Annotated in this window: 26 protein-coding genes and 1 pseudogene; 13 read left to right on the top strand and 14 right to left on the bottom strand. The window is 72.2% G+C overall.

Going from position 1 to position 22081, the window contains the following annotated elements:
- Positions 1 to 2 precede the first annotated feature (2 nt).
- Genes ACTWQA_RS50405 through ACTWQA_RS50385 form a run of 5 tightly spaced genes read left to right on the top strand, consistent with a single transcriptional unit; the run spans position 3 to position 4379 of the window.
- On the top strand, positions 3 to 1547 hold the full coding sequence (locus ACTWQA_RS50405; protein ID WP_443165954.1) for a GMC oxidoreductase: 1545 nt from the start codon (positions 3 to 5) through the stop codon (positions 1545 to 1547).
- A complete protein-coding gene (locus ACTWQA_RS50400; RefSeq protein ID WP_443165953.1) occupies positions 1544 to 2152 on the top strand; it encodes a hypothetical protein in 609 nt (202 codons plus the stop codon). Before ACTWQA_RS50405 ends, ACTWQA_RS50400 begins: the two co-directional genes overlap by 4 nt.
- Positions 2149 to 3093 carry a sugar phosphate isomerase/epimerase family protein gene (locus tag ACTWQA_RS50395; protein ID WP_443165952.1) on the top strand — a complete coding sequence of 315 codons (945 nt, stop codon included), beginning with the start codon at positions 2149 to 2151 and terminating at the stop codon, positions 3091 to 3093. The genes ACTWQA_RS50400 and ACTWQA_RS50395 overlap by 4 nt, the downstream gene beginning before the upstream one ends.
- Positions 3090 to 4145 carry an isopenicillin N synthase family dioxygenase gene (locus ACTWQA_RS50390; RefSeq protein ID WP_443165951.1) on the top strand — a complete coding sequence of 352 codons (1056 nt, stop codon included), beginning with the start codon at positions 3090 to 3092 and terminating at the stop codon, positions 4143 to 4145. The genes ACTWQA_RS50395 and ACTWQA_RS50390 overlap by 4 nt, the downstream gene beginning before the upstream one ends.
- A 24-nt stretch (positions 4146 to 4169) precedes the next feature.
- Positions 4170 to 4379, top strand: a complete 210-nt coding sequence (locus tag ACTWQA_RS50385; protein ID WP_443165950.1) for a hypothetical protein — start codon at positions 4170 to 4172, stop codon at positions 4377 to 4379.
- Here ACTWQA_RS50385 and ACTWQA_RS50380 read toward each other — a convergent pair.
- The 3 genes and pseudogenes from ACTWQA_RS50380 to ACTWQA_RS50370 all read right to left on the bottom strand — a co-directional run bounded on the left by ACTWQA_RS50380 (position 4376) and on the right by ACTWQA_RS50370 (position 5316).
- Entirely contained in the window at positions 4376 to 4711 is a 336-nt protein-coding gene (locus tag ACTWQA_RS50380; RefSeq protein ID WP_443165949.1) for a nitrilase-related carbon-nitrogen hydrolase, read from the bottom strand. The genes ACTWQA_RS50385 and ACTWQA_RS50380 overlap by 4 nt on opposite strands.
- Positions 4712 to 4778: 67 nt before the next feature.
- Positions 4779 to 5162: pseudogene (locus ACTWQA_RS50375) on the bottom strand (carbon-nitrogen hydrolase family protein); the annotation flags it as partial.
- A 4-nt stretch (positions 5163 to 5166) separates the two neighbouring features.
- Positions 5167 to 5316, bottom strand: a complete 150-nt coding sequence (locus ACTWQA_RS50370) for a hypothetical protein (RefSeq protein WP_443165948.1) — start codon at positions 5314 to 5316, stop codon at positions 5167 to 5169.
- A 95-nt stretch (positions 5317 to 5411) separates the two neighbouring features.
- Between ACTWQA_RS50370 and ACTWQA_RS50365 the strand changes: the two genes are divergently transcribed.
- Both ACTWQA_RS50365 and ACTWQA_RS50360 read left to right on the top strand, forming a co-directional pair.
- Positions 5412 to 6515, top strand: coding sequence for an epoxide hydrolase family protein (locus ACTWQA_RS50365; RefSeq protein WP_443165947.1), 1104 nt, complete (start codon positions 5412 to 5414; stop codon positions 6513 to 6515).
- Between the two features lie 82 nt (positions 6516 to 6597).
- The gene (locus ACTWQA_RS50360) at positions 6598 to 7065 is read left to right on the top strand and encodes a nitroreductase family deazaflavin-dependent oxidoreductase (protein WP_443165946.1); all 468 of its coding nucleotides are present in this window, start codon (positions 6598 to 6600) and stop codon (positions 7063 to 7065) included.
- An 83-nt stretch (positions 7066 to 7148) separates the two neighbouring features.
- Here the strand turns inward: ACTWQA_RS50360 and ACTWQA_RS50355 are convergent, their stop codons facing one another.
- Genes ACTWQA_RS50355 through ACTWQA_RS50345 form a run of 3 tightly spaced genes read right to left on the bottom strand, consistent with a single transcriptional unit; the run spans position 7149 to position 9485 of the window.
- The gene (locus ACTWQA_RS50355) at positions 7149 to 7793 is read right to left on the bottom strand and encodes a response regulator (protein WP_443165945.1); all 645 of its coding nucleotides are present in this window, start codon (positions 7791 to 7793) and stop codon (positions 7149 to 7151) included.
- A complete protein-coding gene (locus ACTWQA_RS50350) occupies positions 7784 to 8884 on the bottom strand; it encodes a sensor histidine kinase (protein WP_443165944.1) in 1101 nt (366 codons plus the stop codon). Before ACTWQA_RS50350 ends, ACTWQA_RS50355 begins: the two co-directional genes overlap by 10 nt.
- Entirely contained in the window at positions 8868 to 9485 is a 618-nt protein-coding gene (locus ACTWQA_RS50345) for a DedA family protein (RefSeq protein ID WP_443165943.1), read from the bottom strand. The genes ACTWQA_RS50350 and ACTWQA_RS50345 overlap by 17 nt, the downstream gene beginning before the upstream one ends.
- Positions 9486 to 9586: 101 nt before the next feature.
- Here ACTWQA_RS50345 and ACTWQA_RS50340 point away from each other — a divergent pair, with 101 nt between their 5' ends.
- On the top strand, positions 9587 to 12334 hold the full coding sequence (locus ACTWQA_RS50340) for a DEAD/DEAH box helicase (protein WP_443165942.1): 2748 nt from the start codon (positions 9587 to 9589) through the stop codon (positions 12332 to 12334).
- A complete protein-coding gene (locus tag ACTWQA_RS50335; protein ID WP_443165941.1) occupies positions 12331 to 13458 on the top strand; it encodes an SWIM zinc finger family protein in 1128 nt (375 codons plus the stop codon). Before ACTWQA_RS50340 ends, ACTWQA_RS50335 begins: the two co-directional genes overlap by 4 nt.
- On the opposite strand, the gene ACTWQA_RS50330 is transcribed toward ACTWQA_RS50335, so the two are convergent.
- Positions 13446 to 14390 (bottom strand): helix-turn-helix transcriptional regulator, encoded by a 945-nt coding sequence (locus tag ACTWQA_RS50330; protein ID WP_443165940.1) that lies wholly within the window; start codon positions 14388 to 14390, stop codon positions 13446 to 13448. The genes ACTWQA_RS50335 and ACTWQA_RS50330 overlap by 13 nt on opposite strands.
- 62 nt (positions 14391 to 14452) lie before the next feature.
- Here ACTWQA_RS50330 and ACTWQA_RS50325 point away from each other — a divergent pair, with 62 nt between their 5' ends.
- Together ACTWQA_RS50325 and ACTWQA_RS50320 are read left to right on the top strand one after the other, a co-directional pair.
- Positions 14453 to 14827 carry a YdeI/OmpD-associated family protein gene (locus ACTWQA_RS50325; RefSeq protein ID WP_327581770.1) on the top strand — a complete coding sequence of 125 codons (375 nt, stop codon included), beginning with the start codon at positions 14453 to 14455 and terminating at the stop codon, positions 14825 to 14827.
- Positions 14828 to 14848: 21 nt separating this feature from the next.
- Positions 14849 to 15181, top strand: a complete 333-nt coding sequence (locus tag ACTWQA_RS50320) for a YnfA family protein (protein ID WP_305918625.1) — start codon at positions 14849 to 14851, stop codon at positions 15179 to 15181.
- Between the two features lie 7 nt (positions 15182 to 15188).
- Here the strand turns inward: ACTWQA_RS50320 and ACTWQA_RS50315 are convergent, their stop codons facing one another.
- Positions 15189 to 15827, bottom strand: coding sequence for an NAD(P)-dependent oxidoreductase (locus ACTWQA_RS50315; protein ID WP_443165939.1), 639 nt, complete (start codon positions 15825 to 15827; stop codon positions 15189 to 15191).
- A gap of 23 nt (positions 15828 to 15850) precedes the next feature.
- On the opposite strand from ACTWQA_RS50315, the gene ACTWQA_RS50310 reads away from it, so the two are divergent.
- Entirely contained in the window at positions 15851 to 16285 is a 435-nt protein-coding gene (locus tag ACTWQA_RS50310) for a recombinase family protein (protein WP_443165938.1), read from the top strand.
- Positions 16286 to 16471: 186 nt separating this feature from the next.
- A complete protein-coding gene (locus tag ACTWQA_RS50305; protein WP_443165937.1) occupies positions 16472 to 16972 on the top strand; it encodes a hypothetical protein in 501 nt (166 codons plus the stop codon).
- 373 nt (positions 16973 to 17345) lie between these two features.
- On the opposite strand, the gene ACTWQA_RS50300 is transcribed toward ACTWQA_RS50305, so the two are convergent.
- The 6 genes from ACTWQA_RS50300 to ACTWQA_RS50275 form a co-directional block, all read right to left on the bottom strand.
- Positions 17346 to 17963 carry an SRPBCC family protein gene (locus ACTWQA_RS50300; protein ID WP_443165936.1) on the bottom strand — a complete coding sequence of 206 codons (618 nt, stop codon included), beginning with the start codon at positions 17961 to 17963 and terminating at the stop codon, positions 17346 to 17348.
- Complete coding sequence (locus ACTWQA_RS50295; RefSeq protein ID WP_305918622.1) at positions 17963 to 18313, bottom strand: ArsR/SmtB family transcription factor; 351 nt, start codon at positions 18311 to 18313, stop codon at positions 17963 to 17965. The genes ACTWQA_RS50300 and ACTWQA_RS50295 overlap by 1 nt, the downstream gene beginning before the upstream one ends.
- A gap of 51 nt (positions 18314 to 18364) precedes the next feature.
- Positions 18365 to 18970 carry an energy-coupling factor transporter transmembrane component T family protein gene (locus ACTWQA_RS50290; protein WP_443165935.1) on the bottom strand — a complete coding sequence of 202 codons (606 nt, stop codon included), beginning with the start codon at positions 18968 to 18970 and terminating at the stop codon, positions 18365 to 18367.
- Positions 18967 to 19641: an energy-coupling factor ABC transporter ATP-binding protein gene (locus ACTWQA_RS50285; protein ID WP_443165934.1), complete on the bottom strand. Its 675-nt coding sequence runs from the start codon at positions 19639 to 19641 to the stop codon at positions 18967 to 18969. The genes ACTWQA_RS50290 and ACTWQA_RS50285 overlap by 4 nt, the downstream gene beginning before the upstream one ends.
- Positions 19642 to 19698: 57 nt before the next feature.
- Complete coding sequence (locus ACTWQA_RS50280) at positions 19699 to 20862, bottom strand: thiolase family protein (RefSeq protein ID WP_443165933.1); 1164 nt, start codon at positions 20860 to 20862, stop codon at positions 19699 to 19701.
- 1 nt (position 20863) lies between these two features.
- The coding region (locus ACTWQA_RS50275) for an AMP-binding protein (protein ID WP_443165932.1) at positions 20864 to 22081 on the bottom strand (1218 nt) is incomplete at its 5' end.

Genomic DNA, 22081 nt, shown 5'->3' with positions numbered 1-22081 from the left:
CCGTGACCGACACCTCCCGCACCGATGTCCTCATCGTGGGCAGCGGCATCATGGGATCTGTCGTGGCCCGACTACTACGAGAGGCCGATCCGGCGTTGAAGATCACGATGGTCGACGGCGGCACCGCGATCGGCGAGGCCCCCGGCCTGCACCTGCACGACCTCGACGACCCGGTCCTCTGGTCGCGCTACAACGAACAGGTCGCCACCGGCATCCAGGGCATGTACACAGGCGCCGACGTGGTGCGCGAGGTCGCCGGCAGCCTCACCGACCTGACGCCCGGCATGTTCCACGCGCTCGCCTTCGGCCAGGACGCCGAGGCGATGCCGGCGACCGCGCTCGCGTGGAACGCGGGCGGCATGGGCGTGCACTGGACCGCCGCGACGCCGTGGCCCGCCGGAGAGGAGGTGTTCGACTTCGGCGACCCGGACAGCTGGGCGGCGGACCTGGACACCGCCCGCCGGTTGCTCGCGGTCACGCCGTCCGCGATCGGCCCGACCGAGGTCGGTCGGATCGTGCTCGACGTCCTGCGCCGGCGCTTCGACGCCGTCGGGCCGGGCGACCGGCGACCACAGCCGATGCCCATGGCCGTCACCGCGACGGCATCGGGTCCCATGCCGCGCACCGCGCCGGGGACGATCTTCCCCGCGATCGCGACAGGCGGGGACCCCGGGTTCACCCTGACGACCGGCACACTTGCCACGACGCTCCTCCTCTCCGATGGCCGGGTCGCCGGGGCCCGGCTGCGCCGCATCGCCGACGGAGTCGAGGGGGAGCTCCTGGCGGACGCCGTCGTGGTGTGCGCCGATGCGCTGCGCACCCCACAGCTGCTGTTCGCCTCGGGCATCCGGCCCGCGGCACTGGGCCGCTATCTCAACGAGCACGCGTTCGTCACCGCCCGGGTGCTTCTCGACCTCGACCGGTTCGGCATCGGCCTCGACGCCCTGCCTCTGCCGCGCCCCGGCGAGTTCAGCACGGACTCGCTCTGGCTGCCCCAGAACGGAGCGGCACAGCCGTTCCATGGGCAGATCATGGACCGCACATACGTGGACGAGAACGGCCACCCCCTCGCGCACTCCGTGGGCTTGTCGCTGTACGTCCCCGTCGAGTCACGCCCGGAGAACCGGCTCGTGTTCTCGGAAACCCAGACCGACCTCGCCGGAATGCCGCGGATCACCGTCGAGTTCGGCTACTCCGACGGCGACCGCACGCTGATCGGCCGGGCGCTCGACGACGTCCGGTCGATCGCCGAGGAGTTCGGCTCCTTCGACCCGGCGACCGAGCGTGCGCTGCTGCCGCCCGGCTCGTCGCTGCACCAGACCGGCACCGTCCGGGCCGGCCTGGCCGACGACGGCACCAGCGTGTGCGGCCCGGACGGCCGGGTGTGGGGCTTCGACAACCTGTACCTCGCCGGCAACGGCGTGATTCCCACCGCGATGGCCGCCAATGTCACCTTGACCGGCGCGGTGACCGCCGTACGGGCCGCCCGCGCCGTCGCCGAACGACACGCGGCACCCGCCGCACACCGAGAGGAAGCACGACTGTGATCGACATCCCCACGGAATACCGCGTGGCGCTGCCCGCGTGGATCGGCGACGAACTGGCTGCCGTGCCGGCCTTCATCCCTGACCGCGCCGACCGGATGCGCCTCGTACACCGCCTCGCCGACCGTAACTGGCGCGAGGGCAACGGCGGCCCGTTCGCCGCACTCGTCGCCGAGCAGGACTCCGGCCGGATCGTCTCGGTCGGCGTGAACGTCGTGCTCGCCTCCGGAGTCTCCAGCGCACACGCCGAGGTCGTCGCGCTCGGACTCGCCCAGACGGCGGTCGGCGGCTGGGACCTCGGCGGCGACGGGTTGCCCGCACACGAGCTGGTCGTGAACTGGCGTCCGTGCATTCAGTGTTACGGCGCGGCCATGTGGTCCGGGATACGCGCACTCGTGGTCGCCGGCGAGGGTCCGGAACTGGAGGAGATCACCACGTTCGACGAGGGCCCGCTCGGCGCGGACTGGGCCGAGCAGTTCGAAGCACGCGGCATCAAGGTCACCCGGGACGTCCTGCGAGAGGAGGCGCTCGCCGTGTTCCGCGACTACCGCCAGGCCGTCGACGCCGGCGGCGTCACCGTCTACAACGCTCGCGGAGGTGCCGAATGACGCCGCACGACACCACCGAACCCTGCTTCGCCACCGACATCATCACCTTCTATCACCCGAAATTCTGGGGACTCGACTCCGCCGACGCCTTCCGCGACTGGGCCGTCAAGAACCCTGACCGTTTCTGGGAGCGGGTGCTGGACGCGCTGGCCGAGGCCGGTGTCAGCGGCATCGAGCTGACCTTCGCGCCCGGCGACATCGACTCGGCCCTGCGGGCCTTCGGCGACGCGCCGTCGTTCCGCCGCGAACTCCAGGCCCGGGGCCTGTCCGTCGTGAGCGCCTTCATGGCCGCCAGCGCATCACCCGACTGGCGGCGCGGCGAGAACCTGCCCGCGATCGTCGCCGAGGCCGAGCGCCACGCCGCCTTCCTCGCCGACGTGGGCGCGGACCTCCTCGTCGCCGGACTGCCCATGCGGACGACGTTCGGGACCCGCCCGCCCTTCTTCGTCGACGCCGCGTACATGACCCGGATGGCCGACATCGCCCACGTGGTCGGCGAGGCCGTCGCTCAGCAGGGCGTGAAGCTCGCCTTCCATACGGAGTCCAACAGCACCCTCTGGTACGAGAGGGACATCGACCTGTTCATGATGATGACCGATCCCCGCTACGTGTGGCTGTGCCCCGATTCCTGCCACATCGCGCTCGGGGGAGGCGACCCCGTCGCCGTCGCGCGCCGCCACACCCAGCGCATCGCACTGGCGCACTGGAAGGACGCGGTCAAGCCCATCGACGTCGAACTCACCATCGACGAAACGGTCTTCGCTCAGCAGCAGCCCTACATGACCGAACTGGGCACGGGCATCGTCGACTGGCGAGCGTGGGCCCAGGCGATGTCCCGCACGCCCGGCGCCGGCATCGTACTCATCGAGCTGGACGAGGCGGCCGATCCCATCGCCGCGCTCCGGGCGGGGACGGCCGTCGTACGGGAGGCCCGGGCATGATACGAGCGCTTGAGCACTTCGCCGTTCCGGCCGTCGACATATCCCCCTACGTGCAGGCAGGGCCCGAAGCGGAGCGCCGCAGGGTCGCACAGGAGATCGACGATGCCTGCTCCAGTGTGGGCTTCATCCAGATCCTGGGCCACGCGATCCCGGACTCGGCGATCGCCGGCCTGGCCTCGGCGATGAACGCCTTCTTCGGCCTGCCCCTCGAGACGAAGAAGACCTACCGCGTCACGGGCGCCAACCGCGGCTACAGCCCGCCCAAGAGCGAATCCCTGAGCTTGAGCCTCGGCGTCGAGTCGGCCAGCCGCATGAACGACTTCTTCGAGGCCTTCAACATCGGCGTGGAGGCCCGCTCCTTCGCCTCGCTGGAGTTGTCCGAGGAGGACTACGGGATCAACGTGTGGCCCGAGATCGGCCGTTTCACCGACGCCGTCCAGGCCTACTTCGACCACGCCGGCCGGGTCGCACGCACGCTCACCCGGATCTTCGCCGACGCCCTCCACCTGGATCCCGAGTTCTTCGCCCGGCTCACCGACCACTCCATCGACGTGCTGCGCATGAACAACTACGCCCTGCCGCAAGGAACGATCACCCTTGACGGCGACCTCGTCGGGATGGGGGAGCACACCGACTTCGGGATCGTCACCGTCCTGTGGGCCGACCAGGTCGCCGGCCTCCAGGTCCTCGGCCGGGACGAACGCTGGCACGATGTCGCGCCGGCCGACGGCGCCCTGCTGGTCAACCTCGGCGACCTCACGGCCCGCCTCACCAACGACCGATGGATGTCGACCCTGCATCGCGTCAAGCCCCCCATCGTGGACGGCACGATCAAACGCCGCCGCTCTGCCGCCTTCTTCCACGACGGCAACCCGGAAGCCGTTATCGAGACGCTGGCCAGTCACTATGACGCCTCCGGGCTGGCCTACGAACCGATCACGGTCCGGGACCACATCAAGGCCAAGCTGGCCGGGTCACGGCAGGGCAAGAAGAACCTCGCCGCCGTACGCGAAGCCGCACGCGTCCTGGCCGCCGTCGAGACTGACCTATGAATCGTTGCCGCCGCGTCGTTCGCGATGCTGGAGCAGGTCACCGAGGAGCACTTCGACGAGACCTTCGGCGTCAACGTCCGGGGCACGTTGTTCCCGGTGCAGAAGGCGCTGCCGCTGCTCAACGACGGCGCATCGGTGATCAGCGGGTCAGACACCGCCCCGAGCGGCCACGGATGGCGACAAGGCCACAGGGGCCGTCTGACCCGCGAGGGATCGGTGCCGACAGGCGGCTAGCCCCGTGACGGGATCGGGGACAGGGTGATTCGCTCACGTGGCTCAAGGGCCGGGTCGCGCAGGTCGTCCAGCATGGAGTGGGCGATGCGGGCGCGGCGCAGGCAGTCCGGGTCGAGGTCGGCGACGAGCAGTTGCCGGCCGTCGGGCCCCGCCTCGGTGACCAGGCGGCCCGTGGGGTCCCAGACGGCGCTGCTGCCGCACGTGGCCCAGCCGCCCGTGGAGCCGACGTGGTTGGACAGCACCGTGTACATGGTGTTGTCGAAGGCCCGTGACGGGAACCACATCCGGGACTCGTAGTAGCCGTTGCCGACGCTGAACAGGGCACCCACCACGTAGGCAGCCGTCGAGCGCCGCCGCGCGGGCGTGCTCGGGGAAGCCGGAGTCGTAGCAGACGCCAAGGCCCAGCCGCCAGCCGCCGACGTCGAGCGAGAGCCCGTGGCGCCCAGGACGGTAGACGTCCCGCTCGGCGCGGAAGAGCATCTGCTTGTCGTAGCGGGTGACCCACGTGCCGTCCGAGTCGATGACGAGGGCGGACACGGTCAGCGCACCGGCGTCGTGCACCGCGGTGCCGACGATGGCCACGGTTCCGGTGTCACGGCATGCCGTGAGCAGGGGGTCGAGCCGTTCGTCTCCGCCTGCCTGCACGGCGCAGCGTTCCGGGTCGGCGCGGATGAGGTCCGGCTCGTAGCCGGTGAGGAACTTCTCCGGGAAGACGACCACCTGGGCGCCCGAGTGCTCTGCGGCCTCGCGGACCATGGCCGCGGCGGTAGCGGTGTTGGCCACGATGTCACCCGGCTCTGGGCACGCCTGAGCTGCGGCGATGCGCAGGGGACGGGAGGGCGGCGGCACGGAAGCGGTCACGGCGCGACCCTATCAACAGCACGCGCGCCCGCCGGCGCAGCCGCTCCACGTCGTTGCGGATGGTGCGCGTGGTCACCTGCATCCTTCGGCTCTTGGTCTCCGATTGCGGAACGAAATGTTCCTCATTGGTCCGTAGCGTGGGATGCGTAACCCCACCCAACGGAGGATCCGATGACCATCCAGCCGTTCCGCATCGCCATCCCGCAGTCCGACGTCGACGACCTGGCCGACCGGCTGTCCAGGACGCGCTGGCCCGACGAGCTGCCCGGCGCTGGGTGGAGCCGGGGCGTGCCGCTGGAGTTCCTGAAGGAGCTGGCCGCGTACTGGGCCGACGGCTACGACTGGCGGGACGCCGAAGCCCGGCTCAACGATTTTCCGCAGTACGTCACCGAGATCGACGGGCAGCCGATCCACTTCCTGCACGTCCGCTGCGACAACCCGGGCGCCCTCCCCTTGGTGCTCACCCACGGCTACCCGAGCTTGTTCGCCGAGTTCACCAGCCTGATCGAGCACCTGAGGCAGGACTTCCACCTGGTCGTGCCGTCGCTGCCCGGCTTCGGCTTCTCCACCCCCGTCCGCGAGGCGGGCTGGGCGATGGGCCGCACCGCGCGGGCCTGGGCCGAGCTGATGAGCCGCCTCGGCTACGACCGCTACGGCGTCCACGGCGGCGACATCGGCGCCGGCGTCTCCGGCGCGGTGGCCGGCCTCGACGGCGAGCACGTCGCCGGCGTGCACGTGGTGACCGACGCCCTCACCGCGGCCAACACGGCCTCCTTCCTGCCCGGCATGGCCGACGGGCTGGACCCGGAGGACGAGGTGGACCGGCTGATCCTGGACCGGATCGCGAAGTTCCGCAGCGAGGGCAGCGGATACCTGGCGATCCAGAACAGCCGGCCCCAGACCATCGGCTACCTGCTCAACGACTCACCGGCCGGGCAGCTCGGCTGGATCGCGGAGAAGTTCGAGGAGTGGACCGACCTGCCCTACGACCGGGAGCAGCTGCTCACCATCGTGAGCCTCTACTGGTTCACCGGCTCCGGCATCTCGGCCGCCCGCTTCCTCTACGAGCAGGCCCACTCCACCGACTGGGGGGCGCCGGCGGCGGTGCCGCAGGGGGTCTCGGTCTTCGGCGCCGACGCCACGGTCCGCAGGCTGCTCAACCCGTCCGCCGACACGTACTGGGCGGAGCACGAGCGGGGCGGCCACTTCCCGGCCATGGAGGCGCCGGAGGCGGTGGCCTCGGACCTGCGGGCCTTCTTCGGCCGGCTGAAGTAGCGCCGCAGGTCGTCGCGCCCGGACGGCCGCCGGCACGGTCAGGTCGCGGAATCAGCGACGAGCCGGGCGCGTTGATCGGGGCATGTCATTGACTGGTGATTACGAGCCAAGCGCGTGGGGATGGGTCCGCGAGCACGTCGAGCAGATCATGCGCACCGGCACCACCGACGGCGTCACGATCCGTGACCTGCCCACCGTGCTGATGACCTACCGGGGCGCCAAGACCGGCAAGGTCCGCAAGACGTTGGTGATGCGTGTCGAGCACGAGGGACGCTACGCGGCTGTCGCGTCCAAGGGTGGCGCGCCGGCCAACCCGCAGTGGTACGCCAGCCTGGTCGCCGAGCCGGTCGTCGAGCTTCAGGACGGCGCGGTGACCCGGGAGTACCGGGCGCGCGAGGTGTTCGAGGACGAGAAGGCCCTGTGGTGGCGCCGGGCGGTGGCCGCATACCCGGACTATGCCGACTACCAGCGCAAGACCGACCGCCAGATCCCGGTCTTCGTGCTCGAACCGGTCAACGAGGGCACACCGGACTTGTTGCCCTTCGGGTAGGCCACCCACAGCACGCCCGGCGCGGTCAGCTGGTAGCGGTGCCGGTCGAGCAGGCTGCGGGCCGCGGCGGCGTCGGTGGACCCTCAGGACTCCAGGAAGTGCAGCACGGCCAGCACCCGCCGGCTGTATCCGTTGGTGTGCGACAGGCCCAGCTTGTCGAACAGCGAGTTGACGTGCTTTTCCACGGCGCTCTGCGACACGTGCAACGCCTGGGCGATCGAGGCGTTGGTCAGCCCCTGTGCCATCCGCTCCAGCACCTCACGCTCACGGGCGGTCAGCCGCGCCAGCGGATCCACCTGCGTGGTGCGGGCCAGCAGCTGCCGCACCACCTCCGGGTCGAACGCCGCTCCCCCCGCGCCCACCCGCTCCAGCGCGTCCAGGAAGTCGCCCACCTGCGCCACCCGGTCCTTGAGCAGGTAGCCCACGCCCTCGACGTCGGCGCTCATCAGCTCGGTGGCGTAGCGCTTCTCCACATACTGCGACAACACCAGCACCTTGACCGCAGGCCAGCGGCGCCTGATCTCCAGCGCCGCCCGCAGGCCCTCGTCTGTGTGGGTCGGCGGCATGCGCACGTCCACCACCACGACGTCCGGCTCGTCCGCCGCCACCGCCGCCACCAGGGTCTCGGCGTCGCTCACCGCGGCCGGCACCTCGTGGCCCTCCTCCAGCAGCAGCCGCACCAGGCCCTCGCGCAGCAACGTGGAGTCCTCGGCCAGGATCACCCGCACGGCAGCACCGCCGTGATCGTCGTCGGCCCGCCCGCCGGGCTGTCCACCTCGAAGGAGCCGTCCAGCGCGGCCACCCGCCTGGCCAGCCCGGACAGCCCGCCGCCCGCGGGGCTCGCGCCGCCCGCCCCGTCGTCACGCACCCGTACGATCACCGCCGGATCCTCCTCGCACACCTCGACCGTGATGAGCCCGGCGCCGGCGTGTTTGGCGGCGTTCGTCACGGCCTCGCACACCACGAAGTACGCCGCCGTCTCCACCGCCATCGGCGGCCGCCGGCGCAGGTCGCACGCTACCGTGACCGGCACGCTGGAGCGTTCGGCCACCCCCGCCAGCGCCTCTCCCAGCCCGAGCGAGTCCAGCCCGCTCGGGTAGACCCGCCAGGCCACCTCGCGCAGCTCGGCCAGTGCCTGCTGAGCCTCCTGGTGCGCCTGATCCAGCAGCTCCGGCCGCCCTCGGCGAGCGCGCCCGACGAGCATCGACAGCGCCACCAGACGCTGCTGCAGCCCGTCGTGCAGGTCCCGCTCGATGCGCCGCCGCTCGGAGTCGACCGCCGCCACGATGCCCGCCCGGCTCTCGGCCAGCTCGGCGATCCTGCGCTCCAGCACCTCGGTACGGTCCGGGCCCAGCATCCGCATCGCCAGCCGCCGCTCCAGCACATGCACCCCCGCCACGCCCGACAGGGCGACGAACAGCAGCACGCTCCCGAAGGTGCCGGTGTAGAGGGCGAGGGGTAGCGAGCGCGCCATCCCGTCGAACTCCTCACCCCACAGCCACGCCCAGGCCAGCTGGCCGCCCTGCCATGCGCCGAAGACAAGCATGATGATCACCATCCCGCCCAGCAGGCCCACGGGCGCCCGCGCGGCCAGATATCGCAGCGGCCGCCCGTCGTTCCCGGTGAGCGCGTCGAGGGCGGCGGCGTCCACGCGCAGGCGGCGCGCCTCCAGCCGGGCCAGCCGCCGCGCCGCCGCACCGGCGTGGGGATGGCCCGCGAACGGCAGCGCCGGCAGCGCGAACGCCAGGCCGCCCAGCGCGGTGACAGCGCCCAGCGTCACCGCGACCAACTGCCGCAGGCCCTCAACGACGAGACGCATGCCGACCCTTACGGCGCTCGGCCAGCCGCACGCCCACGAACACCAGCACCGCCGCCACCACCATGGCGATCACGATGTTGGTGCCGACCCCGACGTAGGCCTCGACCAGCGACCAGTTCTCACCCAGGACATAGCCGGCCAGCACGAAGATGGTGTTCCAGATCAGGCTGCCGACGGTCGTCAGCAGCGTGAACGTGGGCAGCGGCATCCGCTCCACCCCCGCCGGGACCGAGATGAGGCTGCGGAAGATGGGGATCATCCTGCCGAAGAACACCGTCTTGCGACCGTGCCGGGCGAACCAGGCCTCGGTCTTCTCGATGTCGGACACCTTCACCAGCGGCAACCGGGCGGCGATGGCCAGCACGCGCTCACGGCCCAGCAGCGCTCCCACCCAGTACAGCGCCAGCGCGCCGACCACCGAGCCCAGCGTCGTCCACACCAGCACATCCAGCAGGCCCATCTCGCCCCTGCTGGCGGTGAAGCCCGACAACGGCAGGATCACCTCGCTCGGCAGGGGCGGGAACAGGTTCTCTAACGCGATCGCGAGGCCCGCCCCCGGGGCCCCGAGAGTCTCCATCAGTCCAACGAGCCAATCAGTCATGGGCTCAAGGCTATGGAAGATCAGATATGCCCGGAATGAGGCGAGCGCCCCATCAGCACTGTGGTAAACCACACCTCTCTCGTACCGTACACTGTACGGTTATGCTGGATCTGTACCGTCACGCAGCAGTTTTCGAACCCGGCGACCCGCCCAGGTCCGGCCACGTGAGCTTCCTCGACCCCGCGGGGGGCGAGGCCGTGACCGTGGCCGAGCAGCACGACGGCAGCGTACGCGCCCGCCGGGTCGCCGCCACCCGCGTGCCCGTCGCGGCCGCGGTGGCGGCGCTGGCCAGGGCGCGCACGGACGAGCAGGCCCATCCCGCCGCCCGCTTCTGGGGTGCGGCCGCGCTGGTCGCCCTCCAGCTCGTCACCCGCGGCCGCATCCTGCCCGGCGTGACGGCAGGCGACCACGACTCCTGGCGGGCCGGCCCTTTGGACGCGGCCGACGTGCAGCGCATCCGCGACCTGGCCGCCGCCATGCCCGCCACCGCCCGCGCCATCCCCCTGCCCGCACCATCCGACGCCGCAGCACCCGACGCCGCAGCACCGGATGCCACGGAGCTCTGGCTGCCCGATGCGGAAAACCTCCTGCGGGCCTTCCTCGATGCCGTCGCCGACGCCATACCCCGCTCGCCCGGCGCTGTACGCGCCACCGGCACCACCGCCTTCGCCGCCGTCAAACCCGTCAAAGTGCCTCACTTGCGCCGCTGGGCCGAGGAGGTGTCGGCCGGCCTCGACGCCGGAGTGCGCCTGTCGCTGCGGCTGGAGACCGACGACGACATGGCGGCGGCCGAGTTCCGCGCGGTGGTCCAGCTGCACAGCCTGGCCGATCCGTCGCTGGTGGTCGACGCGGCCGAGCTGTGGCAGGGCAAGGACCCCGGGTTCGGGGCACGGGCCAGGATCGACGCCACGCTCGCCATCCGGCGGGCCGCCCGCGCCTGGCCACGGCTGGGACAGCTGCTCGACAGCGCGGTGCCGGACGAGCTCGCCCTGTCCGACGCCGACGTGGAGGACCTGCTGGCCGGGGCCGCGCAGCGGCTGGCGGCGGCCGGTGTGGAGGTCCACTGGCCCAGGTCGCTGGTACGCGGCCTGACCGCCACCGCCGTCCTCGGCGAGCGGGACGCCGCGCCCTCCGACCTGCCGTCCTTCCTCAGCGGCCCCCACCTGACCAGCTTCAACTGGCAGCTCGCCCTGGGCGGGCAGCGGCTGACCGCGGCCGAGATGGACCGGCTGGCCGAGGCACACCGGCCCGTCGTGCGGCTGCGCGACCAGTGGGTGCTGATCGACCCCGACCTGGCCCGCAAGGCCCGCCAGCGCGACCTCAAGCCGCTGACCGGGCTGGAGGCGCTCGGCGCCGCGCTGACCGGGTCGGTCGAGGTCGAGGGCGAGCAGGTGCCCGTCGAGCCCACCGCCTGGCTGCGCGAGCTGCGCGACCGGCTGGCCGAGCCGGAGGAGACCGGCCCGCCGGACGGGCTGGCCGCCACACTGCGCGACTACCAGCTGCACGGGCTGCGCTGGCTGGCCAGGATGACCTCGCTCGGGCTCGGCGGCTGCCTGGCCGACGACATGGGCCTGGGCAAGACCATCACCCTGATCGCCCTCCATCTACACAGGAACAGCGGACCGACGCTGGTGGTGTGCCCAGCGTCGCTGCTGGGCAACTGGGAACGGGAGATCGCCAGGTTCGCGCCCGGCGTTCCGGTACGCCGCTTCCACGGCGCCGGCCGCACACTGGCCGACGAGGGATTCGTCCTGACGACGTACGGCACGATGCGGCTCGACGCGGCCCGGCTGGGCGTGCACCCGTGGGGCCTGCTCGTCGCCGACGAGGCGCAGCACGTCAAGAACCCGGCCTCCGGCACCGCCAAGGCGCTGCGGGAGATCCCCGCCGCCGCCCGCGTCGCGCTGACCGGCACCCCCGTTGAGAACAACCTGACGGACCTGTGGGCCATCCTCGACTGGACTACACCGGGACTGCTCGGCCCTCTGGCCCGGTTCCGGGCGCGATGGGCCAAACCCGTCGAGTCCGGCGACAGCGAGGCGGCCGCCCGGCTGTCGCGGCTGGTGGGGCCGTTCCTGCTGCGCCGCCGCAAGAGCGACCCCGGCATCGCGCCCGAGCTGCCGCCCAAGACCGAGACCGACCGGCCGGTCGCGCTCACCCCCGAGCAGGCCGGCCTGTACGAGGCCGTCGTGCGGGAGATCATGGCGCAGATCGCGGACGCGAAGGGCATGGCCCGTCGCGGCCTGATCGTCAAGCTGCTGACCGGGCTCAAGCAAATCTGCAACCACCCCGCCCATTACCTGCACGAAAGCACCCCTAGGCTGGCCGGCCGCTCCGGCAAGCTGGAGCTGCTCGACGAGCTCGTCGACACCATCGTCGCCGAGGACGGCGCCGTGCTGATCTTCACCCAGTACGTCGCCATGGCCCGCCTCCTCGACACCCACCTGACCGACCGCGGTGTGCCCACCCAGCTGCTGCACGGCGGCACCCCCGTCACCCGTCGCGAGGAGATGGTCCGCCGCTTCCAGGACGGCCAGGCGCCGGTGTTCCTGCTGTCGCTCAAGGCCGCCGGCACCGGGCTGAACCTCACCCGCGCCGACCACGTGATCCACTACGACCGCTGGTGGAACCCCGCCGTGGAGGACCAGGCCACCGACCGCGCCTACCGCATCGGCCAGACGCGCCCCGTCCAGGTGCACCGGCTCATCGCCGAAGGCACGATCGAGGACCGCGTCGCCCAGATGCTGGCCGCCAAACGCTCGCTCGCCGAGGCCGTGCTCGCCTCGGGCGAGGGCGCCTTCACCGAGCTGACCGACGCCGAACTGGCCGCACTCGTGGAGCTGAGATGAACGCCGTACGGGGATTCGCCGCCTTCCTGCCGCAGCGCGCCGGGGCCCGCTTCGCCACCACCTGGTGGGGCCGCGCCTGGATCAAAGCCTTGGAGGACACCTCGCTCGACCAGGGCCTGCTGCGCAAGGGCCGCGCGTACGCCAAGACCGGTCTGCTCGGCCCCATCACCGTCAGCCCCGGGCGCATCGCCGCCGTGGCCGACAGCGAGTACGACACCGTCGTACGCGTCGAGCAGCTCACTGACGACGAGTGGGAGCGCTTCTGGGACCAGGTCGCCGCCAAGAGCGGGCACATTGCCGCGCTGCTCGACCGCGACATGCCGCACGAGCTGGTCGAGGCCGCCGAGGACGCCGCCGTGCCGCTGCTGCCCGCCGTCGGCGACCTGGAGCCGGAGTGCTCCTGCCCCGACTGGGGCCACCCGTGCCAGCACGCGGCCGCGCTGTGCTACCAGGCCTCCTGGCTGCTGGACGCCGACCCGTTCGTACTGCTGCTGATGCGGGGACGCGGCGAACGGCAGCTGATCGAGGCGCTCCAGCGGCGCGACGTCCCCGACACCGCCGAGGCCGCACGCGGGGTGGCGGCGGCCCAGGCGTTCGCGGCAGGCGTGCCGCCGCTGCCCGAGCCGCCGCCCTGCGACGTCCCCTTCTCCCCGCCCGCCCTGGAGCCGGGGGCCGGCGTGGATGTGGCCGCCCTGCGGGTACTGGCCGCCTCCGCCGCCTCCCGCGCCCGCGAGCTGCTGGTCCGCGGCCGCCTCCCGGAGCTGACCGAATATCAGGACCGGGTACGCCTGGCCGCCGACCACGACCTCGACCTCGGCCTCGAGACCGCCGTGGCGGCCTGGCGCCAGGGCGGCGCCGACGGCCTGGAGGTGCTGGAATCGGCCTGGACGCCGCCCCGCCGGGAGCTGGCCAGGGCGCGGACGCTGCTGGAGGCCGACTGGGAAGGCGAGCGGCCGCCCGCGATCGAGGCGTGGCGCAACCGCTGGACCCTCGGCTCCCTGCAACTGCGCTACGGCCGCGACGGACGCTGGTACCCCTTCGTCGAACGCGACGGCCACTGGTGGCCCGCCGGCCCGCCCGAACGCGACCCCTCGGCGCTCACCCACCACGCTCAGGAGGCGTAACGCGCGACCAGCTCCGCGCCGATCCTGGCCAGCTCGGCGCGGACCTGATCCGGCTCCACCACCTCGACCTGGGCGCCCCACCCGGCCAGATGCTCGGCGATCGACAACGCCATCGGCGCGGCCACCCGCACGCAGGTCCGGCCGCCGGCCTCCTGCCCGAGCACCTCGCAATGGCGGCCGAACTGATCGCGCAGCACCCGCACGTGCCGGTCGTGAACCAGCACCACCGCCGAGACCAGCGAACGCCGCCGCTCGACCTCGTTGACGACCCGCTCCCACTCCGCCGACAGGTCGAAGTCATCAGGCCGCTCGGCCGGCAGGTCCGTCACCTCGGCGCCGGCGACCCGGTCGACGCGGAACGTGCGCCGCCCGCTCTCGGTGCCGGCCAGCAGATACCACACACCGTCCTTGTCGACCAGCCCCAGCGGATCCACTAACCGCTCCGTCGAGCCGCCGCCCCTGCTGGTGTAGGCCAGCCGCACCTTCCGCCTGCCCACGACGGCTCCCTGCAGGTCCTCGACCAGAGCGGGCAGCTGCCTGCCGACCTCGCCCCACCGCGCCGAGTCCGACACCACGGCCCGGGCCGCTGCCTCGGCGTCGGCGCGGAACGTCGCGGGCAGGGCCCGCATCAGCTTGCGCAGAGCCGACGTCAGCGGGGCCGCGGCGGTCGTCGCCGGGCCCAGCAGCAGGAACAACGCCCGAGCCTCGGCCGCGGTCAAACCGCTGAGATCGGTACGGGCGCCGCCGATAAGCTGCCACCCGCCGCCGCGGCCCGGCTGCGGATACACGGGGATACCCGCGGCCGACAACGCCTCCAGATCGCGGCGGGCGGTGGCCACGGAGATCTCCAGCTCCCCGGCCAGCTCCGCGGCGGTCACCCGGCCCCGGGCCTGGAGCAGTAGCAGGGCGGCTACGAGACGATCGGCACGCATGCCCCCATCCTCCCAAACAAAGTGCTCAATTGATGAGCGCTTTGGTTGGGAGGATACAGGTCATGAACCTCTTCACCGACGCCGCCGCGTGGCGGGACTGGCTGGCCGGCCACCACGACTGCGAGAGCGAGGTGTGGCTGGTGATCGCCAAGAAGGGCACCACCGAGCCGACGACCCTCACGTACGGACAAGCCTTGGAGGAGGCGCTGTGCTACGGCTGGATCGACGGCCAGGCGCGCTCCCGCGACGCGGCGACCTACCTGCAGCGCTTCAGCCCGCGACGCGCGCGCAGCCCGTGGTCCCGGCCCAACATCGCCCGCGTCGAGCGCCTCCAGCGCGAGGGCCGGATGCGCCCGCCGGGCCTGGCGGCGGTTGAGCGCGCCAAAGCCGGCGGTCGCTGGGCCGACCTGCCTGAGGCTGATCAGCCCGTGAGGTGATCGGCCCTTAAAGTCATCCCCATGACCGTGCTGCGCTCGATCGCCCTGTTCGTTCTGGCCGCCCTCGCCGAGATCGGCGGCGCCTGGCTGGTCTGGCAGGGCTGGCGTGAGCAGCGCGGCCTGCTGTGGATCGGCGCGGGCATCCTGGCCCTGGCGGCCTACGGCTTCGTCGCCACCTTCCAGCCCGACCCGAACTTCGGCCGCGTCCTGGCCGCCTACGGAGGCGTCTTCGTCGCGGGCTCCCTGGCCTGGGGCATGGTCGCCGACGGCTTCCGCCCCGACCGCTGGGACGTCATCGGCGCACTGATCTGCCTGGCCGGCGTCGCCGTCATCATGTACGCGCCGCGCGCTTGAGCGGCCCCTAGGATGCCACCGAGATGACGTGCCGCACCGACGTGCGGTCGCCGATCAGCTCCAGCATGCAGTCGGCCACGTCGGCGCGGGTCGTGCTCAGGCCGCCCCGCACGCTGAGGTCCCTGGCCGTGCGATAACGGTTGGTACGGCCGGCGTTCGTCAGCCGCGAGGGCCGCACGATCGTCCAGTCCAGATCGGCGGCCCGCACCAGCTCTTCGGACGCGGCCAGGTCGGCGTAGGACTGGCTCAACAGCCGCTGCACGATGAGGGGCTTGAGCACGTACCGGGTGAGCGGGCCGTCGCCCGCGTCGGCCACCATGCCGCTCGCGCCCACCGTCAGCAGCCGCCGCACCCCCGCCCGCCGCATGGCCTCGATGATGGAGGCGACGCTGCCGGAGTGGACGGTGCTCGCCTCGCGTCCGCGCGGGCCGATCGCGGTGATCACGGCGTCGCCGCCCTTGACCGCCGGCGTGATGGCGTCGGGGTCCATCACGTCGGCCTCGACGACGTCGAGCCGCGCATGCAGCTCGGCGGGCAGCCGAGACGCCGAGCGCACGACGGCGGTGATCTCATGGGCCAGGTCGAGACCTTGGCGGACCACCTCCAGCCCGATGCCGCCCGTGGCGCCGAAAACGACGAGCCTCATGAGCTTTCCCCTTCCGTACAGTGGTGAGTAAGCATTCACTCACCACTGTACTCAGGGAGGCCGCCGCCCGGCCTGGCGCCTCCACCGTCCGTCAGTCTCTGGACACCCAGCTCGACGCGCTCAAGGCCGCCGACGTCACCCGCGTCTTCGCCGAGAAGATCTCCACCCGCGCCACCACGCGTCCCGAGCTCGACAAGGCCGTTACGCTGGCCCGGGAACTGCGCGCGGCGGGCGTGGCGGTCACGCTCGTGGTGCACGAGCACAAGCGGCTCGGCCTCGACCTGGCCGCCCTGGCCGAGCAGCTGCGCGCTGCCGGCATCGGGCTGGAGTTCCTCACCGGCGAGCAAGAACCTCAGCCTGCGCGACATCGCCGCCCGGCTCGTCATCACCAGCGGCGCGAAAAAGGGCCGTCACCCCTCGGCCGCGCGGCGGCAGACCGAGTCGACCGGATTCTTTGAGCTGGAGGGGTGCTTTCCCCGGTGGTCACCATCGGGCCGACGTACCTGACGGAAAACCAGCCGCTGTGTGTACTTCTTCACAGACACTGAGCCGGAGGGTCGGCAGAGTACTGAGCACGATGCGATAGCCCCCGGCGGGGAACGGACCGGGCTACGCAAACAACAAACCAGGTCCGCCGCCTGATCATGAGATTCACCACCAAGGCATCACTGCCCACCAAACTCCTCGCGAGCACGGTTCTGGCCGGAACCCTTGGCATCGCCGCGGTATCCGCGGCTCCTGCTGCGGCCGTGCAGCCGCTCGACACCGAGCGGAACGTCACCCAGCAGGGTCTCCACCGTCCGGCCGCGACCCAGCAGGACGTCACGGCCTCGACGGCGGCCGGACGACGGTTCTATGTGGCCAGCACCCGCTACGGGTGGTCGAAGGGGACCGTGAGATGGGGCAAGAGGTTCATCAGCATCAACGGCACGGTCGACGACTTCCGCAGGTTCCCGTCCGAGACTTGCGTCAGGTTGATGTGGAGAGGAACCCACAACAACAACATTCAGCTCAAGTGCGTCACCAGCAAGGGCGGCGCCCAGAAGGTCACGGGGACCTTCACCACGAACAAGATGCCGACCAAGGCTCACGTCCAGGTGTGCTCCAGGCCGACGGGCGGCAAGTGGGGATGTGACATCAGCTGAGGCCGGAAGTCGAGGCGTCGCCGGCGGAATGCCGGCGGCGCCTCGTCATGGCGTTCGACGAGGCGCCGCCCATGATGAGCACGACATCGAACGGCGTCAACGCGCCGAACGAGAGGCCGAGATCGCAGACGTTCGGGCACGCATCTCACAGACCGACAGGGAAAGGCTTCCGAGAAACAGCGGGCCAAGCGAGAAGCTGACCGGCTGCGCCGCAACGAACGAGCCCCGAGTCGCGATCATGTCGATCACGAACATCGGCATGAACGAGGACGTGCCGAAGGCGGCTGTGGAGTACGTGGCCGGCCATGTGAAGGTCGATTCGATGTTGTTCGCGCCATACCAGTGGTCGAGTCGTCAGCTCTCGCAGAACGCGTCAGGACGACTCCCCTTCGGGAGCGTAGAAGCCGGTGGTGTTGGCGACGGCGGCGGCGACCTGGTCTGGCGTGCCGCCCGCGGCCTCGTAGGCCCGGCCCCACGCCTGGCTGCTCTCGATGATGACGCGCCGGCCCTCGTCGGTCAGGTGGAAGGTGTTCTCGTCGAACTGCGGCAGGCCCGCCAGGTGCAGGCTCAGGCCCAGCAGCCCGAGATCCCAGCCCACCCCGACCGAACCGGGACCACCCATCGCCCAGAACTCGGGCGGAACCTCGGCGGTGTGGCGCAGCTCGAACAGGGTGCCGTCGTCCTCGGCGGACAGGTGCACCTCCACCTCGGAGAAGCCGGGGTTGTCGCCGAACAGCCAGCTGACCTTCAGCAGGCGAGGCGGCTCGCACCGCAGGATCTCGCCGCCCGCGTTGCCCTCGAACTGGTATTTCCCGCCCAGCTGCAGGTCCCCGGTCACGGGCAGGAACCAGCGGCTCAGGCGCTCGGCGTTGGTGCAGGCATCCCACACGTCCTCGACCTCGGCGTCATAACGCCGTCGCACGGTGATGACCTTGCGCTCGCCGTCGAGCAGTTCGCGATGCGCCCGGGTGATCTCGTCAAGCAAGTCCATCAGGTGTCCTTCGTCTCGCCTGTCATGCGGCGTTCGCGCTTGCCGCGAGCCAGCTCCGTGGTCAGCGCGTCCAGGCGCTGCGTCCAGAAGCCGCGGAAGAGCTCCAGCCACGCGTCGATCTCCTGCAGCGGCCCTGGCTCGACGGCGTAGAGGCGCCGCGTGCCCTGGGCCCGCACGCTGGCGAACCCGTTGTCGCGCAGCACCCGCAGGTGCTGGGAGACGGCCGGCTGGGAGATCCCGAACTCGCGCTGGATGACGGCGGTGAGCTCACCAGAGCTCTGCTCGCCGTCGGCCAGCAGCTCGAGGATCCGGCGCCGGACAGGGTCGCCGAGAACGTCGAATGCGTGCACCGCACCAGCCTTTCAGTGAATGCTTATATAAGTCAAGCCTGGGATAGGAGGTCAGTCATCCAGACCTCGGGCGCTGAGCGCCTCGCCGAGCGCGTCGGCATGCCGCAACGCGCTGACCACCATCGGCACCGCGAAGGCCCGCAGGCTGCGCTCGACGCCCCTGGCCCGCTGGGCCTCCCGCACGCGGGCGGCCAGCTCGGCCATGACGGGCACGCTGCGCACGGTGAGCGACAGCAGCAACGACAGCCGGAACGGGTCCAGCCCGGCGAACCTGGCCGGGGCCAGGCACCGTTCCAGCGCGGCCATCATGGCCGACGTGCGGGTGGTGATCGTGACCAGGCCGGCCAGCGCGACCGCGAGCACCACGCGCAGGGTCGTGGTGGCCGCGCCCGAAAGGTCCACGAAGATCCACTGCATGCCGAACAGCGCCACCGCGAACCAGCGCACCGGGCGTACCTGCGCCCAGGCCACCGCCACGCCCACCCGCGACACCGCGTAGAGCCCGGCCACGATGGCCGCCGCGCCCGCCAGGGCGAGCGGCGTGCGCAGCAGCACCAACACCGTGCACGCGAGCGCCAGCCCGGCCAGCTTGGCGCCGGCGGGCAGCCGGTGCAGCGGGGAGGTGCCGGGGACGTACGCGCCGGTGAGCCCGTTCACGACATGATCTTGCGGTAGTGGGCGATGGCCTCGCCGGGCGTGCCGTCGGCGACGACGCGGCCCTGGTCCAGCACCAGCACCCGGTCGAAATCGGCCAGCAGCGGCAGGTCGTGGCTGACCACCACGACCTGCTGGGGCAGCTCCCGCAGCAGGGTGGCGACCTGACGCGAGTGGCGCAGGTCCAGCAACGTGGTCGGCTCGTCCATGACCAGGACCTCCGGCTCCAGCACCATCACCGAGCACAGCGCGAGCAACTGCTTCTGCCCGCCGGACAGGTGGTGCGCAGGGTGGTCGGCGTGGCCGGCCAGGCCGTACCTGGCCAGGACGTCCGCCACGCGCCGCTCGACCTCCGCGCGGGGCAGGCCTTTGCGGCGCAGCGAGAAGGCCACGTCCTCGGCCACCGTCGGCATGACGATCTGCGCGTCCGGGTCGGTGAACAGGAAACCCACCCCGCGCCTGATCTTCGCGGCGTGACGGCGGGTGTCCAGGCCGAGCACGGTGACGCTGCCCGACGTCGGCACCGCCAGGCCGTTGATCAGGCGGGCCAGCGTGCTCTTGCCCGAGCCGTTGGCGCCGACCACGCCGACGCGCCGCTCGGGCAGGGAGGCGGTGATGCCGCACAGCACGTCCCGCAGGCCGAGGCGCACGTGCACGTCAGTGAACTCGATCACCTCACGCCACCACCCGCAGGCCGAGGCGCACAGGCACGCCGGCGAACTCGATCACGCTCATCCCACCACTTCGAACAGGGCGGCCACGCCGAGGCCGCCGCCGACCGCCGCCGCGGCCACGCCGAGCGTCCCCGGCGGGGCCCCGGCGCGGACGAGCCGGGTGAACAGCCTGGTCACGACGACCGCGCCGCTGGCGCCCCACGGATGACCCAGCGCCAGCGCACCGCCGTCGGGGCAGACCCGCTCGCCGTCGGCGCCCAGCGGGTCCAGCCCCAGCGCGTCGGTGACGGCCAGCACCTGCGCCGCGAACGCCTCCACGATCTCCACCGCGGCGACCCGCGCCACGTCCACCCCCGAACGCTCCAGCACCCGGCGTACCGCCGGCACCGGCCCCCAGCCGGGCAGCTCGGGATCGCACCCGACGACAGACCCGGCCACCAGCCGCATCCCCGGCAGGCCCGCGCGCGACCGCTCGGGCACGATGGCCACGGCCGCGGCGCCGTCACTGATCGGGGAGGAATTACCGGCCGTCACTGTACCGCCCGCCACGAACGCCGCCGGCAGCCGGGCCAGCGACGACGGCCGCAGCGGCCGCGGCCGCTGATCATCGGCCCGCCCGCCGACCGGGACGATCTCCTCGGCGAACCGGCCCGCCTCGCGGGCAGCCAGCGCGGCCGTATGGCTGCGGCAGGCATAGGCGTCCTGCCGCTCGCGGGTGATCCCGTGTGCCGCGGCCAGCGCCTCGGCGGCCGGCCCCATGTCGGGGTCGGGGTGGCCGGCGGGCGTGAACGGCGCGCGGGCGTACGGCTCGGCGGCCCCCCGGTGGGTACGCAGCGGCGCGGTCGAGCCGCTCTCCGCTCCGCCCGCGATCACCAGGTCCACCTCCCCGGCGCGTACGGCCTGCCCGGCCAGCAGGATCGCGGCCAGCCCGCTGCCGCACTGCCGGTCCACGGTGACGCCGGGGACGGCGTGCCCCAGCCCGGCCGCCAGCGCCGCCACCCTGGCCACGTTGCCGCCCGGACCCATGCAGTTGCCCAGCACCACGTCATCCACCTGCCGGCCGGCAACGTCGCGGGCGACGGCCTCGATCACAGGCGCCGCGAGCCGGTCCACGGTCAGGTCCTTGTACGCGTGCCCGGCCGTGCCGATGGGCGTGCGCCGAGCGGCCACGATGACCGGCTCGTCGCCGCCTGCCGGTGCGCCGGTGGAGGTGCCCGCCATGTCAGGCCAGCCGCCGCAGGTCGGGGTCGCCGGCGGCCATGCGGGCCGCGACCAGGGCACGCGCGGGCTTGCCCGCCTGGGTGCGCGGCAGACTCGGCACCGCGTACCAGCGGCGCGGCCGTTGCGCCACGTCCAGTCCGCTCCTGGCCACCGCCTCCAGCAGCGCCCGCGGCGGCGGCGCGTCCCCGTCGGCCTCCAGGATGGCCGTGATGATCGAGCCCAGTGACGGGTGGGGCGAGCCGATCACCACGATGTCCCCCACGCCGGGCACCTTCCTCAGCACCTCCTCGACGTCTTCGGGCACGACGGTGGCGCCGCCGGTCTGGATCGCGCCGTCGCCACGCCCGCGCAGCCGCAACACCTCTCCTGCCCGGTAGGGGTGCGCCACGTCGCCCACGGTCATCCAACCGTCACCGTCGCGCCGCAGGGGACCCGCCGCCTCGCCCAGGTAACCCTCGGCCAGCCAGGGCGAACGGGCCCACACCTCCCCCAGTGCGCTCCCGGGAGCGGTCCTGACCTCGATCTCGACGCCAGGAAAGGGACGCAACCCACCCCCGTCGGCGTCGGCCGCGACGAACGAGAGCTCGGTGGCCCCGTAATACGACACGATCCGCACCCCGGCCCGCGCCGCCGCCGCTCGCCACCGGGGGTCGAGCGCCGCGCCGCCGGCCACGACCGTACGCAGCGCGCCTGGCCGGGCGAGCACGGCAGGCAGCAGGTGCGGCACCAGGTGCACGACCGTGGCCTGGTCCAGGAACGCGGGCAGCGATCCTGCGGGCCAGCGGCCGGGCACGACGGCCGTCGCACCGGTGGCCAGGGCGTGTACGGCCGCGAAGGCGTACAGGGAGGACGACAGCGGACCGGGAACCAGCACGACGTCGTCGGGCCCGATCCCGGCCAGCTCGCCGAGGTGTGGGAACGACGCCGTCCACGAGGCCCGCGTGCGGACGACGGCACGCGGGCGGCCCGTGCTGCCCGAGCTGAAACACGCCCACGCCAGGTCGCCCGGCGCTGCCACGTGCTCGACGGCGGCGCCGGGCTCGTCCGGCAGCGGCGCGTCGGCCAGGAGGTCCATCGTGGTCGTGCCGGTCATCCGCGCCCACCGCCGCCGGTCCCAGGCGTGGTCGCCCACCAGCGGCGTCGCGCCGGCCAGGTCCGCGGCCAGCACGGCCACCAGCAACGCGAACGGACCGGCCACCCCGATCGTCACCCGCGCCCC

The sequence above is a fragment of the Nonomuraea sp. 10N515B genome (genome assembly GCF_052245915.1).
GTDB lineage: Bacteria > Actinomycetota > Actinomycetes > Streptosporangiales > Streptosporangiaceae > Nonomuraea.
Note: the sequence above shows the minus strand (reverse complement) of the source record. Positions and strands in the feature narration are given on the sequence as shown.

What these genes read in the sequence shown, in the direction of transcription:
- ACTWQA_RS50350 (WP_443165944.1), bottom strand. Translation starts at nt 8,884, where the DNA reads ATGCGTCTCGTCGTTGAGGGCCTGCGGCAGTTGGTCGCGGTGACGCTG.
- ACTWQA_RS50390 (WP_443165951.1), top strand. Translation starts at nt 3,090, where the DNA reads ATGATACGAGCGCTTGAGCACTTCGCCGTTCCGGCCGTCGACATATCC.
- ACTWQA_RS50300 (WP_443165936.1), bottom strand. Translation starts at nt 17,963, where the DNA reads ATGGACTTGCTTGACGAGATCACCCGGGCGCATCGCGAACTGCTCGAC.
- ACTWQA_RS50340 (WP_443165942.1), top strand. Translation starts at nt 9,587, where the DNA reads ATGCTGGATCTGTACCGTCACGCAGCAGTTTTCGAACCCGGCGACCCG.
- ACTWQA_RS50385 (WP_443165950.1), top strand. Translation starts at nt 4,170, where the DNA reads ATGCTGGAGCAGGTCACCGAGGAGCACTTCGACGAGACCTTCGGCGTC.
- ACTWQA_RS50360 (WP_443165946.1), top strand. Translation starts at nt 6,598, where the DNA reads ATGTCATTGACTGGTGATTACGAGCCAAGCGCGTGGGGATGGGTCCGC.
- ACTWQA_RS50365 (WP_443165947.1), top strand. Translation starts at nt 5,412, where the DNA reads ATGACCATCCAGCCGTTCCGCATCGCCATCCCGCAGTCCGACGTCGAC.
- ACTWQA_RS50325 (WP_327581770.1), top strand. Translation starts at nt 14,453, where the DNA reads ATGAACCTCTTCACCGACGCCGCCGCGTGGCGGGACTGGCTGGCCGGC.
- ACTWQA_RS50305 (WP_443165937.1), top strand. Translation starts at nt 16,472, where the DNA reads ATGAGATTCACCACCAAGGCATCACTGCCCACCAAACTCCTCGCGAGC.
- ACTWQA_RS50345 (WP_443165943.1), bottom strand. Translation starts at nt 9,485, where the DNA reads ATGACTGATTGGCTCGTTGGACTGATGGAGACTCTCGGGGCCCCGGGG.
- ACTWQA_RS50315 (WP_443165939.1), bottom strand. Translation starts at nt 15,827, where the DNA reads ATGAGGCTCGTCGTTTTCGGCGCCACGGGCGGCATCGGGCTGGAGGTG.
- ACTWQA_RS50280 (WP_443165933.1), bottom strand. Translation starts at nt 20,862, where the DNA reads ATGGCGGGCACCTCCACCGGCGCACCGGCAGGCGGCGACGAGCCGGTC.
- ACTWQA_RS50335 (WP_443165941.1), top strand. Translation starts at nt 12,331, where the DNA reads ATGAACGCCGTACGGGGATTCGCCGCCTTCCTGCCGCAGCGCGCCGGG.
- ACTWQA_RS50395 (WP_443165952.1), top strand. Translation starts at nt 2,149, where the DNA reads ATGACGCCGCACGACACCACCGAACCCTGCTTCGCCACCGACATCATC.
- ACTWQA_RS50330 (WP_443165940.1), bottom strand. Translation starts at nt 14,390, where the DNA reads ATGCGTGCCGATCGTCTCGTAGCCGCCCTGCTACTGCTCCAGGCCCGG.
- ACTWQA_RS50320 (WP_305918625.1), top strand. Translation starts at nt 14,849, where the DNA reads ATGACCGTGCTGCGCTCGATCGCCCTGTTCGTTCTGGCCGCCCTCGCC.